Annotated in this window: 11 protein-coding genes; 4 read left to right on the top strand and 7 right to left on the bottom strand. The window is 41.0% G+C overall.

What is annotated here, in order from left to right:
• Position 1 precedes the first annotated feature (1 nt).
• Positions 2-1,453 carry a spore germination protein GerBA gene (gene gerBA, locus CW370_RS10985; RefSeq protein ID WP_024571917.1) on the bottom strand — a complete coding sequence of 484 codons (1,452 nt, stop codon included), beginning with the start codon at positions 1,451-1,453 and terminating at the stop codon, positions 2-4.
• A gap of 264 nt (positions 1,454-1,717) precedes the next feature.
• On the opposite strand from gerBA, the gene manA reads away from it, so the two are divergent.
• Both manA and lytD read left to right on the top strand, forming a co-directional pair.
• Complete coding sequence (gene manA / locus CW370_RS10980) at positions 1,718-2,668, top strand: mannose-6-phosphate isomerase, class I (protein ID WP_024571916.1); 951 nt, start codon at positions 1,718-1,720, stop codon at positions 2,666-2,668.
• A gap of 129 nt (positions 2,669-2,797) precedes the next feature.
• The gene (lytD, locus tag CW370_RS10975; RefSeq protein WP_029946047.1) at positions 2,798-5,440 is read left to right on the top strand and encodes a beta-N-acetylglucosaminidase LytD; all 2,643 of its coding nucleotides are present in this window, start codon (positions 2,798-2,800) and stop codon (positions 5,438-5,440) included.
• A 37-nt stretch (positions 5,441-5,477) separates the two neighbouring features.
• Here lytD and CW370_RS10970 read toward each other — a convergent pair whose 3' ends face one another.
• From CW370_RS10970 to CW370_RS10945, 6 genes are all read right to left on the bottom strand, one after another.
• On the bottom strand, positions 5,478-7,337 hold the full coding sequence (locus tag CW370_RS10970) for a CDP-glycerol glycerophosphotransferase family protein (RefSeq protein WP_015384814.1): 1,860 nt from the start codon (positions 7,335-7,337) through the stop codon (positions 5,478-5,480).
• Between the two features lie 18 nt (positions 7,338-7,355).
• The gene (locus CW370_RS10965) at positions 7,356-8,525 is read right to left on the bottom strand and encodes a CDP-glycerol glycerophosphotransferase family protein (protein WP_024571914.1); all 1,170 of its coding nucleotides are present in this window, start codon (positions 8,523-8,525) and stop codon (positions 7,356-7,358) included.
• A 3-nt stretch (positions 8,526-8,528) separates the two neighbouring features.
• Positions 8,529-9,554 (bottom strand): ribitol-5-phosphate dehydrogenase, encoded by a 1,026-nt coding sequence (locus CW370_RS10960; RefSeq protein ID WP_003235523.1) that lies wholly within the window; start codon positions 9,552-9,554, stop codon positions 8,529-8,531.
• Complete coding sequence (locus CW370_RS10955; RefSeq protein ID WP_003235520.1) at positions 9,551-10,264, bottom strand: IspD/TarI family cytidylyltransferase; 714 nt, start codon at positions 10,262-10,264, stop codon at positions 9,551-9,553. Before CW370_RS10955 ends, CW370_RS10960 begins: the two co-directional genes overlap by 4 nt.
• Positions 10,265-10,352: 88 nt before the next feature.
• Positions 10,353-11,504 carry a CDP-glycerol glycerophosphotransferase family protein gene (locus CW370_RS10950; protein ID WP_024571913.1) on the bottom strand — a complete coding sequence of 384 codons (1,152 nt, stop codon included), beginning with the start codon at positions 11,502-11,504 and terminating at the stop codon, positions 10,353-10,355.
• Between the two features lie 95 nt (positions 11,505-11,599).
• A complete protein-coding gene (locus CW370_RS10945; protein WP_015251089.1) occupies positions 11,600-12,373 on the bottom strand; it encodes a WecB/TagA/CpsF family glycosyltransferase in 774 nt (257 codons plus the stop codon).
• Positions 12,374-12,880: 507 nt separating this feature from the next.
• Between CW370_RS10945 and tagD the strand changes: the two genes are divergently transcribed.
• Both tagD and CW370_RS10935 read left to right on the top strand, forming a co-directional pair.
• Entirely contained in the window at positions 12,881-13,270 is a 390-nt protein-coding gene (gene tagD / locus CW370_RS10940) for a glycerol-3-phosphate cytidylyltransferase (RefSeq protein WP_024571912.1), read from the top strand.
• Between the two features lie 93 nt (positions 13,271-13,363).
• Positions 13,364-14,548, top strand: a complete 1,185-nt coding sequence (locus tag CW370_RS10935; RefSeq protein WP_015251091.1) for a CDP-glycerol glycerophosphotransferase family protein — start codon at positions 13,364-13,366, stop codon at positions 14,546-14,548.
• Positions 14,549-14,556: the final 8 nt, after the last annotated feature.

The following is a 14,556-nucleotide window of genomic DNA, read 5'->3' as shown; positions in this document are numbered from 1 at the left end:
ATCACCTTTGTCTGATGTTATCTTCAGGATCGTTTCGTGTCGGTCTTCTTTTTAAAAACATCGTGGGAATACGGATGACTGTGTCTTTCAAATCCTGTCCAGGCTGCGCCATGATCGGGATAATGTAATCCTCGCCAAAGCTTTTCAGGCGCATGAGATGGCCAATCACAAACAGATAAACCATTATAACGCCATACATGCCAAGCGCTGTTGCACTTATCATAACCCCGATCCGAATGATCCGCAGCGGAAAGTTATAGGCGTATGAAGGAACGGTAAAGGATGCCAGTGCTGTGACAGAAACGACAATGACCATAAGCGCACTGACAATTTGCGCCTGAACAGCTGCCTGTCCGATGACGACCCCGCCGATAAGGCCAATTGTCTGTCCAATCGGCTTAGGCAGCCTTAATCCGGCTTCTCGAATCAATTCGATCGTAAAGATCATGATAAAGGCCTCTATAAAAGGCGGGAACGGTACGTTAAGCCTGCTGCCTGCAATGGAAATGGCCATTCTAGTCGGCAATAGCCCGGTGTGAAAAGAAACGAGAGAAATATACAGACCGGGCAAATAAATGGTGATCAGGATGCTGGAATAACGAAGAAGGCGTACAAGTGACATTGGGATCCAGCGCTGGCTGTAATCATCGGGCGAATGAATAAATTCGTCAACCGTAGCCGGTACAATCAAAGCAAACGGCGTACCATCCACTAATATGGACACTCGTCCTTCTAATAGAGCAGCCTCTACACGATCTGGCCGTTCTGTACTTAAAATCGTGGGGAAAATTGAAAATGGTTCGTCTTCAATCAGCTGTTCAAGCGTCCCCGATTCCGGCAAATTATCTATATTGACTGATTTCAGCCTTTTAAACACTTCTTTGACGACATAATCGGGGGCGATATCCTGAATATAAGCGACAGCGATTTTCTTTTTCGTCCTTTTTCCGAGTGTCATTTCTTTGATGACAAGATTAGGGTCACTCGTCCGTTCACGTAAAAGCGCCGTGTTTGTCCGCAGTTTTTCAATAAATCCTATTTTAGGGCCGCGTTCCACGACTTCGGAGGAGGGTTCATCAAGACTGCGTGTTGCGACTGACTTTGTGTCGAAAGCTAATCCTCCGCGATAGCCATCAGCGAGCAAAATGGCTTGCCCTGAAAAAACGAGTTGCTCTATTTCTTTCATTGTAGAAACAACGCTGTGGTGAAAGCCGAAAAAAAAGGCGGATAAGTCTTCAATCGAGCATTCCTTATGGGCTAACGCCTCTTTTTGTAAAGGAGAAATGACGTATTGCGCCAGCATTTTATTCTCTGTCAGACCGTCAATATACAGTAAACACGCCTTTTGTCTGCTATCTCCGAATGCAAATGTATAAAACATCATATCGTCGTTTTGTCCCAATGTTTTTTTCAGTGTGTCTAAATTGTTCTGGAGATCAGAGTCGATTTGCATAGTTTCTCTCCTTCGTAAACAGATTGACGGTTTTTATTAATTTGTATCAAAAAAGGAGAATTATTCTTATCGAGGAAAAGGCTGAAACAAAGCTTCTTTTCGACGTGATATAATAGATAGGAAGCGTTTTCTTTGAAGGGGTAATGAAAAGATGATGCTTTGTACATATGTTGTCATCGGAAAAAGACAGCTTATACGGGCGTTTGTAAGAGGGGCGCACCGGGAAAATGATGATCAGTTATTTACAGGGGAGGGGTACGGATCATGACGCAATCACCGATTTTTCTAACGCCTGTGTTTAAAGAAAAAATCTGGGGCGGAACCGCTTTACGAGATAGATTTGGATACAGTATTCCTTCAGAATCAACGGGGGAATGCTGGGCCATTTCCGCTCATCCAAAAGGACCGAGCACTGTTGCAAATGGCCCGTATAAAGGAAAGACATTGATCGAGCTTTGGGAAGAGCACCGTGAAGTATTCGGCGGTGTAGAGGGGGATCGGTTCCCGCTTCTGACAAAGCTGCTGGATGTGAAGGAAAGTACGTCAATTAAAGTTCACCCTGATGATTACTATGCCGGAGAAAACGAAGAGGGAGAACTCGGCAAGACGGAATGCTGGTACATTATCGACTGTAAGGAAAACGCAGAAATCATTTACGGGCATACGGCCCGCTCAAAAACCGAACTTGTCACAATGATCAACAGCGGTGACTGGGAGGGCCTGCTGCGAAGAATCAAAATTAAACCGGGTGATTTCTATTATGTGCCGAGCGGAACGCTGCATGCATTGTGCAAGGGGGCCCTTGTTTTAGAGACTCAGCAAAATTCTGATGCCACATACCGGGTGTACGATTATGACCGTCTTGATAGCAACGGAAGCCCGAGAGAGCTTCATTTTGCCAAAGCGGTCAATGCGGCCACGGTTCCCCATGTGGACGGGTATATAGATGAATCGACAGAATCAAGAAAAGGAATAACCATTAAAACATTTGTCCAAGGGGAATATTTTTCGGTTTATAAATGGGACATCAATGGCGAAGCTGAAATGGCTCAGGATGAATCCTTTCTGATTTGCAGCGTGATAGAAGGAAGCGGTTTGCTCATGTATGAGGACAAAACATGTCCGCTCAAAAAAGGCGATCACTTTATTTTGCCGGCTCAAATGCCCGATTTTACGATAAAAGGAACTTGTACCCTTATCGTGTCTCATATTTAAACTTAATCTCACTTCGAGATTAAGTTTTTTTTATTAGAAAATGGAAGTGATTCACCTATAAATGAAGCATGCGCGTGCCGATAAATAAACTAGTTTTATATTCTCATAGAATAAGAAAGAGGAGAAGGAATGAAAAAGAGACTAATCGCACCTATGCTTCTATCCGCCGCGTCCCTTGCCTTTTTTGCCATGTCTGGTTCTGCCCAGGCAGCCGCGTATACCGACTACTCACTATATAAAGTAGAGCCGTCGAATACGTTCAGTACAGAAAGCCGAGCCTCACAAGCTGTCGCCAAACTGGAAAAAGATACTGGCTGGGATGCATCCTACCAGGCTTCAGGCACAACAACGACCTACCAAATTTCCGCCTCAGGCATTCATAGCGAATCAGAAGCGAAAGCAATACTGAACGGACTCGCCAAACAGACATCGATTACAGGAACGTCAAGTCCTGTTGGAAGCAAACAGCCATATGTCACCATCTCGTCAGGTGCCATCTCCGGAGAAAAACAGGCCAACACTATCCTAGCAAAGCTGAAACAGGAGACGGGAGTGGCTGGTGCTGTAAAAGCTTACGGAGCAGCTCAGCCCTATATGAACGTCATGACATCAGACATTGCTGATGAGACAAAAGTCAAGGCGCTTATCCAGAGCCTGGCTAAGCAAACGGGGATTAAAAGCTCGTATCAGCCCATCACACATACGGTGTCTGTCACAACCATTCAGTCTGGCACAATTGTGGGAGACAGCAGAGCAGCGCAGATCAAAAACGCCTTCCAAAAGGAATCGGGGCTGCAGGCATCATTAAAGGAAACGGTGAAAGGACAAGCCTATTATACGTTCACAACTGCCGCCATTTCAGGTGAAGCGAATGCCAAGACTCTATTGCAGCAGCTGAAACAGAGCACTGGCATTACAGGCAGCTACAAGTCCATCAATCAAAAAACAACCGTTGAGTCATACAATGTCCAATCAGCTTATTTCAAAGGGCTGAATACAGTAAAGGATGCTATCAGCCAAATCAAGAAAAACACCGGCGTATCCGGCAGTTATCAACAGGTTGGAAAAAGCACATCATATACCGTGAATATGAAGGGTATAACAAAACAGCAGCTCCAAAAAATAGACACTTTTTTTAAAAAGAAAAAATGGCATTACACGTCATCCAGCGTCAAAAAAACGACAACGTCTGCAGCTTATCAAATCACGACGGCTAAGATTTTAGGCGAGCAGCAAGCAAACAAAGCAGCAGCCTTCTTTGCTCAGAAAAAAGTAAAAGCTGCAAAAACAGCAGCTGGATCAACAGCAGAAAATCAATATCAGCTCATCTCAGAAGAAACATCAGATCAAGCAAAAGTCACAAAGGGTTTGAACATATTAAAGAAAAATCAGCTGAGTGCTTCTGCGAAATCCGTCAAAAAACAAATAGCTGACACGTTTAAAATCACAACCGAATCTCTGCTTGATCAAACGAAAGTCAATCAGGCACTCACGTTTTTCAAATCGAATCATATATCAGCAGCAAGCCAGAAAACCGGTCAGACAGCTGCGAGCAGCTATCAAATCACAACTGAAGCTATCATCAGCCAAGAAGAGATTGACCGCGTTTTAACATTTTTCAAACAAAATCATATCGCAGTCACAACATCAAAAACAGGCCAGACTGCATATACACAATACAAAATCGTGACAACACAGCTCAGCAGCAAAACAGCATTGAATAATGGGTTAACCTATCTTAAATCGAAAAGTGTAACCCCCAGCTACACAACGAAAAGCAATACGCTTTATAAAATCAGCGTAAATGAGCAGTTCACAGGCAATGATACAGCTGCTGCGGCATCAACGAAGCTAAAACAATTATACGGATGGACATCATCTATCGTGAAGATCAAAAACGGCCCGCAAATCATGAAAACAAACTACAATCTCTCGCTTCGTGATATGGTCCAAAAACAAATGACAGTAAGTCCGCAAACAGACGGAGCGGCTTACGTATCGCTCACGTACATTAATACAGCAACATCAACCGTTACGGCTGATGTACTAAATATCCGGTCAACGCCGGAAGTCAGCCCGACAAACGTGATCGGCCAATTTAAAAAAGGCGATAAAGTGAAAATCATCGGACAGATAAACGGCTGGGCTAAGATCAATTTGGGCTGGCGAAACGCAAGCAGTGATGAAGTAGTTCAATACGTGGATCCAAATAACTTTACCAGAGACAGCAAATACTACTTCCAATTTCTCAAGCTGTCACAGACAGCGGGCCTCAGCGTTACTGAGGTCAATCAGAAAGTGCTTGCGGGTAAAGGCATCCTGACAGGGAGAGCAAAGGCATTTATCGATGCCGCCAATCAATATAGCATCAACGAACTGTATTTAATCTCACACGCTCTTCTTGAAACAGGAAACGGGACATCCGCCTTAGCCAATGGATTAACCTATAACGGAAAAACCGTATACAACATGTATGGAATTGGAGCATACGACAGCAATCCGAATTACTACGGAGCCAAATATGCGTACGAGCAGGGCTGGTTCACACCAGAAGCGGCCATTATCGGCGGAGCTAAATTCATAGGCTCATCGTATATCCACAACACAGCTTACAATCAAGACACACTGTACAAAATGAGATGGTCAGCTACAGCGACACATCAATACGCAACAGACATCGGCTGGGCGTACAAACAAGTAAACCGCATGTACAGCCTGTATTCATTGCTGGACGGTTATACACTTTACTTTGATGTTCCGGAATATCAATAAAAAAACACCTTTTGCGGCTGCAAAAGGTGTTTTTGATTTATCTTTTAAGAACTTTATCCTCTGATGGCTCTTCTTCCTGAGGGAAAACAATTTGATCGACGACTCGCTCACTTGCTTTTCCATCAAGATCATCGAAGAAATAATGAACAAATGAATCAATTTGCTCAAAGTTATACTTCTCTTCTTTAATGATCGAAATCATTTGCTCAGACGTTTTCGCAAGAGGGCCAGGAATAAAGTCAAAGTAATCGTAATAGAAATCACGTTTGCGAATATAATCATCTACATCATAGCTGAAGAAGATCATTGGTTTATTTAATAAAGCATACTCAAAGCAAACAGAAGAGTAATCCGTTATCAGAATATCTGTTACGAGCAATAGCTCGTTAATTTCCCTGAACGAAGAGAAATCATAAAAGAAATCGCTGTACTGATAAGGTATATTGGCATCGTTTCGTACGAATGGATGAATTTTGAATAAGAAGATATATTCATCCTTTAACTCACGATACAGACGGTCAAAATCAAGCACTTCAAAAGGATAATGAGCTGATTGCTGACCGTTTCCGCGGAAGGTTGGAGCAAAAAGAATGACCTTTTTGTCCTTTAGAAACGGATATTCCGTGTAAAGGCGTTCTTTTACAAATGCCTTCTTCGCTTCATCAAAGAAAAAGTCTGTTCGCGGTACGCCCGTAGCAATGACGTTCTCAATGTCTACCCCAAAGCCCTCTGCGTAGTGCTTCCGTATATTTTCAGAGCTGACAATAACCTTCGTGTAGTTTCTATGGTTTTTCGAATGCGGTGACGGTCCTCCCGGCAGACCGATTCGGCTGTAGCCGAATGTCTTAAAGGCGCCGACAGCATGCCACAGCTGGACAAGGTCCGCATTTTTACGGATTTTTAACGGATAAATAATCGGATAAAAATCATCTATAAAAATGATTTTGCTTGTCGCAAAATGATAAGCCATCGACATCAGTTCAGACAGGCTTTTTCTATCTCGAATGCTGCTCTTTAAGAAAAATTTGAAATCAAAATTTTCTTCACGTTTCAGCAGCTCTTCATAAACAAATTCGAAGTTTCCTGTCATATCAAGCCGGCTGTCAGAAGCAAAGACAATCTTATTGGACTTAATCGGCAGCAGACGGAACACATCATATGCAAAATGGAACAAGCTTGTATTCAGCTTGCGCAAAAAGCGGTTTGCCTCTTTTCCAGTATCCAGCTCCAAAAGGCTCGGATCAATTTCCTGCAGTTTGTTGCAAGACAAATTAATCGTCTTTTCGCCCTCATCATAATTAACGATCAAATTGAACTTCATCAGCTTTTTAGCAGAATGAAATTCCATTTTTGTGGCATACACATCATTAGAAAGGAAATTACTTACATTTCCGACTGTATGCACTTCCTGATGTTTTACATTTTGGTCATCTACAGCTTCAATCTCGAGAAACAGCTTATACTCGCCCTGCGGAAGAGGTTTGTCATTCATCAGCTTAGAAAAGTTAATCTGCTGTGAAAATCCTGCCCACTTATAGGCTCCAGGCACATTTGAAGTATCAATTGACAGCTTATCTACCGGAACATCCCGCAGTGAAACAGCTGTAAATAAAACACCGTTGTTCACCAATAATAAACGTTTTCGAACCTGATCCTCTTTTTGAAGCGGCAGGCCCTTGATATACATATAACCCGCAATTTTTAGAATTGACCCATTCCAAGAAAACTCAGAAATCTTTCTGACAGGGACTTGCTGGTTTTCTTCAATTCGCTTCGTTTTATCAAATAGAGAAAAAACCCTGTTATCAGCTGGATGGACAATGACAGCTGCATTTTCTTTTTGCGTTTTCTTTTTTGATCTGAAAAGTCTGTTCTTAATCTTTCTTGCCAGCTTCACTTTGTACCTCACTTTCTCCTAATCGGCACCAGATGTTAAAAATGATGAAATAAAATCGGCTACCCGCTCTGAAGATTTGCCGTCCTGATGGGTGATAAATGCCTGTGAAAAATCTTCAATACGTTTCGTATCAGCCTCGTGATCACTCTCGATATCGTGTACAAGCGATGGAACGTCTTTCGAAATCGGCCCGGGTACAAACGATTCAAACGGGTAGTAGAAATCACGTTCTTCCAAGTAGTCTTCTAAATCCGGGCAGTAAAAATACATCGGACGTTTCAGCAGGCTGTACTCGAAAATAACTGAAGAATAATCGGTTATCAGCCCATCAGAGATTGCCATCAAATCGTACAAAGAGTACGAATCAGTTAAATCCAGCACAAAATCATCCTCTTCCGTGTGCGCATGTTTGCGCATATACGGATGAAGATGGAGGATCACGACATAATCTTTATGGTTTAGCGCCGATTTTAATTGTAGCAGATCAAGCGGTATAGCGTCACCCTCTTGATGATGTCCGCTGCCTCGAAAAGTAGGAGCATACAAAAGCTTTTTTTTATGCTTCAGTTCAGGATAAACCCGATGAAACTCATCCAGTACAGTGCGAATATGTTCCTTATGATAAAAATAATCCGTTCTTGGAATGCCGAGCGGCAAAATCTGCTTTTGCTCCATTTGAAAGGCTTCGGCGAAATGCGGAACGGCAGCGGGTGCACTGACAATGGCATAATCATAGTTTGAATGCACGGGAACAATCTTCAAATAATCAGAAGAAGGGCCGAACGGCTTGTTCACAATGCTGTAGCCAAATTTTTTAAACGCGCCGCAAGCATGCCAAAGCTGGATGGCAACAGTTTCCTTTCGTTTTGGCACAACATACAAAGGAAAATAATAATCATCCAACAAAAGCACGCGGCATGTTGCAAGGTGATATAACGAGCTGAAAAGATGAAGCAAATATGCAGCTCGTCCGATCAGCCCTTTATCCATCTTGCGGAACAGCAGGGTGATGCGAAGAGACGGATCTTGCTTCAGCTTTTCATAGACACCTTTAAAATTATCACTTAAATGATCCTCACGATAGGAAGCTATGACAATTTTGTTGTGCTGTACTGGTAATAAAGCGCTCAATAGTTTATAAGCAGTGCCGAATACTCCTTTTACAATTCGCGTAAGGAATGTTTTCACTGTTTAAATTTCCCATTCAATAACAGTTTTTCCCCAAGATGAAGTCAAATCTGCTTCAAACGCGTTTGTAATTTCCTCAATACTGCGTACCGGGAAGCGTCCGCCAACTAATGTTTCTAAATAATCAACGACTTCAGGGTATTGAGCTAAAAAGTCTACAGTACGGGCAAAATCCTCGCGTCCGCTTCGGCTGCTGCCGATCAGCGTAATCCCTTTTTCAAGCACCATTCTTGTTTCAATTTCAACAGGGTATTCAGATACGCCTAAGAGCGCTACACACGCTTCAGGATGGACATGGGCAATGATTTGCTCAATTGCGCTTTCACTGCCGCGTCCGCCCACGCATTCAAAGGCATGATCGATTCTGACATCTTCAGGAATGTCGTTAATTTGATAAGCTGCATCAACAAAAGAAAAATGATCAAGCTTGTAAGGTGTTTTTCCGAAAATAAACACCTTGCTGTCTGGATATTTTTTCTTCAGTAGAAGCGTCATGATAAATCCGAGATTTCCGTCCCCCCAGACACCGAATGTGTCACGCTTCTTATGCGCCATGCGCTCAAAGCGGGAAAGCGCGTGAACTGCAATTGTAATAAGCTCAGTGAAGGCTGCGACATGCGGATTAATGCTGTCTGGAAGCTCAACAAGCCGATCAGGCGCCATGAACATATAATCCTGCATAAATCCATCATAACCGCTTGAACGGAATCTGCTGGACCGCAGGTAATTCTCCGCGATGACTTCATGCTCTTCAACCGGTGTATTTGGCACCATAACAACCCGGGTTCCAACTTTAAATGTGCCTGTCGGATCAAACATGACTTTTCCGATCCCTTCATGGATCAGAGCCATCGGCAGTTTTTTGTCCATCGCTTCTTTGCCGCGTGAGCCAGTATAATAACGCTGGTCTGCAGCACAGATGGATAAATGGGTAGGACGGACGACGACCTTATCTGAATGGACAACTTTATCTTTATATGTCACTTCAAATTGTCGGGCAGAAACTAAACGATATGTTTGATTAATCATTGTGAAATTCGCTCCTGTAAAATGGCATTAGCCACTTTTAAGTCATATGGTGTCGTTACTTTAATGTTAAAGACTTCACCGCGGACCAGCTTCACTTTTTCACCTGCTAACGAGCAGATCTTGCAAGCGTCAGTAAGGACAGCTTTTTGCTCATCGGACAGTTTATTATAAAGCTCGACCAATTTGCTGATCCGGAAGCTTTGCGGTGTTTGCCCCTGATACATGTTATCGCGGACAGGGATATCAGAAATAAATTCCTGGTCTTCTGAAGCAATAATTGTATCAATGGCTGAGATAACAGTATCAACCGCGCCGTATTGAAGAACAGCATCAATGTTTTCATCGATAATGCGATGAGTGAGAAACGGACGCACAGAATCGTGAGTGATGATCACGTCATCATCCTGAATACCGAATTCTTTTTCAATATAGCGGATGCCGCTCATAATAGATTCATTACGGTCGCTGCCGCCTTCAACGACAATCAGGCGATCATCCTGCCCGATGAATTTCTTTAAAATGTCTTTTGTATGGTTAATCCACTCTTTAGGGGAGACGATTAAAATCTTATCGAAACGGTCATTTAATAAAAACTTTTCAACCGTATGAATGATAATTGGGCGTTTATTTAACGGCAAAAACTGTTTTGGCATATTGACGTTCCCCATGCGGGAACCTTTTCCACCGGCTAGAATCTCAGCATAAATCATAAAATGACTCCTTCCTTACTACAACTCATAATGTTTTATAAAAGGTTTTCATATTATTTGCAATACCGATCTCTATTATATATAAAGATCAGTTTGATTTCTCATTTACATAGCTTAAAAGCAGCTTGCTGGCATTCCCTCTCGAGTACAGATTCCATTCACGTGAAAAGCGCTCCACTTCAGCTTGAAGCCTGTTCATATCTTTCAGCTGGTCCAAGAGCATTCCTGAATCACGGCAAGGAACCCCGGGGATTACCTCTGTATAATGGCGGATTAAACCGCGGGTTCTGTTGTAAGCCTCCATATCATACGTATAAAACAAAATGGGTTTGTCCAGCAAAGCAAATTCAAAAGGGACAGAAGAATAATCTGATATTAACAGATCACTCATTTTTAAAAGGTCTGCAAGAGGGAGGTCTGATACGTCTTTTATCCACGCACTATCCCCATGCAATTGAGCAGATTGCTTCATAACAGGATGAAGTTTTACTGCAAGTAAATATTCTCCTTTTAAATCATGCTGCAGCTGTTTTTCTGAAAACGGCAGCGAAAAGCTTTCAAACTGATGATCCCTAAAGGTAGGCGCATACAGGATGATTTTTTTCTCTGCCGGCAGGTGATATTTGCTTTTAAGGTCATTGCTGTTTTCCTTCACCTCATAGAAAGCATCGGTTAAAGGCACGCCAAACCGAAGAAATTTATCACCTTTTATATCGAAAAATTCCTTGAATATGTCAGCCATACGTTCAGAACCGACGACAATCCGGTCAAATGAAGCATACACTTTGCGAAAGCGTCTCACGTCAGCCCGCGAACGATTCTGTGTGTTGATATCCTTTAACCCAAATCGTTTAAACGCTCCATTCGCATGCCAAACTTGGATACACTCGATATCAGGTCTGCAGGTCAAAACGGTTGTCAAAACAAAATAGTTATCAACAATCACAGCTTTACTGCTCAGCATAGAAAAGACCGCTTTATATATATGAAGCGGGTGTTTTTCGTTAATAACTGAAACAGTAAGCTCAGGAAATTCTGTTTCCAGCGATTTGGCATGCTGGGTCAGAAGTACATGAATGGGAAATGAGTAGTGTCCCATCTGATATTCCTTTAATATTGCCCGGGCATTATCAGGAAAGGAAACAAGAAGGGTCACTTGACTTCCCGGTTTGACCCAAAACAGCAATGCGCCGATGACTTTGATGAACACATAGTAAAAAAACGCAAACCAGGATTTCAATCTGTCATCAGCTCAAAACGGCTGCCACGGATTGTCGGCAGGCACAGTGAAAGATTCATGCATTTCATTACATACCATAGCTCCTTTAAGGCCCATTACAGATGGCGTGATTGATCTTTGACCTGTCCCGTATATTGCGGCTTTGCTGAAGTTCGTTCATGTTTCAGCACGGCTGTAACATACTTAGGAATGCTAAGCATTCTTCTCCAGCGCGCAGGGTTTGTGATCAGCCTGTACATCCATTCAAGGTGAAAACGGATAAAAAATGAGGGCGCTCTTTTGACATTGCCGCTGAACACATCAAAGCTTCCGCCCAGCCCTACAGAAACAGCCTGAGGGAATAGATGTCGGTATTTATGGATAAAGAACTCCTGATTAGGATAACCTAAAGCAACAAATACCATGTCAGGATTTGAGGCTGCGATCTTGTCTGCCACCTCACGTTGATTTTTCACATAACCGTCAGAATATCCGGCAATTTCAATCCCAGGATAATCACGTTCGACTCGCTCGATTGTCTGAGCAATCACATGCTTAGCTGCACCGTAAAAGAAAACCCGTTTTTTCTTTTGATCAGCCTTCTCAAGCAAAGACGTAAACAAATCATAACCGGCGATTCTGGATTGAAGCGGCTTACCAATTAGCTTGGAAACCAACACAACACCAATGCCATCCGGCAAAATAAAATCAGCAGATGAAAGAACCGCTTCATAACGCGGATTTTGCATCGCTTCAAATCCGATTTCAGGATTCGCTGTTACGATGAACGCACCTTTATTCTGGTCCAAAAATGACGTTTCTAAATGTGATACAAATGAAGTTAGTTCACCGTCTACAAAATCTAATTGATTAATGGGTTTCGTTTGCATCGTATCAACCCTCCTTTTCATCTATATGTCTATAAAAAACACGTGTCATTCGTATAGTTTGATTAAAGACTCTTTGTCTGAAAACATTTTACTCTATCTTACCACAAAAATCTTTAGGAACTTTTAACATTCACATTACAATTCCTTCACGTTTTGACGATGAATTAATATGAGGAGGGCGTACAAAATAAATGACGCAGCAGAAAGAAAATCGTTTCACTTAAAAACGCGACAAAAGATTCGATTTTTTCGAAAAAGAAAACTTGTTATAATGGGTATGGATAAGACATTGGACCTGTAAAAATTATACATCAATACAACGATGATACCAAAAAATGCTGGTGATTGACATTTTTAAAGAGCCTTAACTTTTATAGGAACTTATGCTATTATTGTTCAATATTAATGGTACGTAAAAAATGTGTCGAAATTATAAACAATCTGTTAAGGTTTGTGGTTTTTTTCTGGTACTCTCAGTTGAAAACGGTTGGAAGGTGATGTTATCTGATGAAGAAAGTGATAACGTACGGAACATTTGATTTATTTCACTATGGACACATGAAGCTGCTGCAAAGAGCAAAAAATCTGGGTGATTACTTAATCGTGGGATTATCTACAGATGAATTTAATCTTCAAAAACAAAAAAAATCGCATCATTCCTATGAACATCGAAAATTCATTTTAGAAACAATTGATTTTGTGGATGAAGTGATTCCCGAAAAAAACTGGGAACAAAAAATCTCAGATATTCAAAAGTACGATATAGATACATTTGTGATCGGCGATGATTGGAAAGGGAAGTTTGACTTCTTAAAGGAATATTGTGAGGTCATTTACCTTCCGAGAACAGAAGGCATTTCAACTACCAAAATCAAAAAAGACATGGCTAGTTTATAGAAGCACTAACTTAAAGAGGCTTGAAGTAATTCAGTTGCTTCTTTTTTTCTTGTTTGCGCAAATATAAATTTTTTACTCTTTAAGGAGTTCATTATGAAATCTTTTATTTTACAAAAATGCAGAAGTTTATTAGTCAGGGCCTATTCAGTTCTTTTTAAGATTTTTGCTCTTCTGCCAAGAAACAATAAATTAATTTTATTTGAAAGCTACTCAGGAAAGCAGTTTAGCTGCAATCCCCGAGCAATCTATGAATATTTACAGGAAAATAAAGATCAATATGATTATAAAATGATATGGAGCATTGATAAACGATATTTGTCGGCATTAGACGGCGTAGATGCAGCATATATAAAAAGGTTTTCTTTTAAGTGGATTTGGTACATGGCTACAGCGAAATATTGGATTACAAACAGCCGGCTCCCTTTATGGATTCCAAAACCAAAAAACACATTGTATGTACAGACGTGGCACGGCACTCCGCTAAAAAAACTTGCTAATGATATGGATGAAGTGCATATGCCCGGAACCACAACTGAAAAATATAAACAGAATTTTCTGCAGGAAGCAAGCAAATGGGATTATTTGATTTCTCCTAATGCTTATTCGACTGAAATTTTTAAACGGGCATTTCAATTTAAAAAACAAATTTTAGAAACAGGTTATCCGAGAAATGACATTCTATATTCACCAAATAAAGAATCATTAATAAATAGGGTAAAACAAGAGTTAGAAATTAGCGAAGATAAAAAAATAATTTTATATGCACCAACTTGGAGAGACAATGAGTTTAAGAAAGTTGGTCAGTATAAATTTAAGCTTCAATTTGATTTAGAGGAAATGAAGAGGAAGCTTGGGGACTCTGTGGTTATTCTTTTAAGAATGCATTATCTAGTTTCAGAACAATTTAATTTAGGGAAATATAAAGATTTTGTGAAAGATGTTTCCTTATATAAAGATATTCGAGATTTATATTTAATTAGTGATTTATTGATTACGGATTATTCTTCTGTCTTTTTTGATTATATGAATTTAAAAAAACCCATTGTATTTTTTGTGTATGATCTCCCGGCTTATCGAGACTCTATCAGAGGTTTTTACTTTAATTTTCAGCAAAAAACGCCAGGAAACTTGGTTCAAACAAGTGAAGAACTTATAGATACGGTAATAGAGTTGTTACATAATCCTTATATAGATCATAACTATGAGGATTTTTATAATGAATTTTGTAATTTAGAAGATGGCAAGGCTTCTAAAAGAGTAATTGAAACGATCCTTTAACTTCTAAA

This window comes from Bacillus sp. SN32 (assembly GCF_002837495.1).
Taxonomy (GTDB): domain Bacteria; phylum Bacillota; class Bacilli; order Bacillales; family Bacillaceae; genus Bacillus; species Bacillus subtilis.
This window is presented reverse-complemented; position numbering and strand designations above follow the sequence as displayed.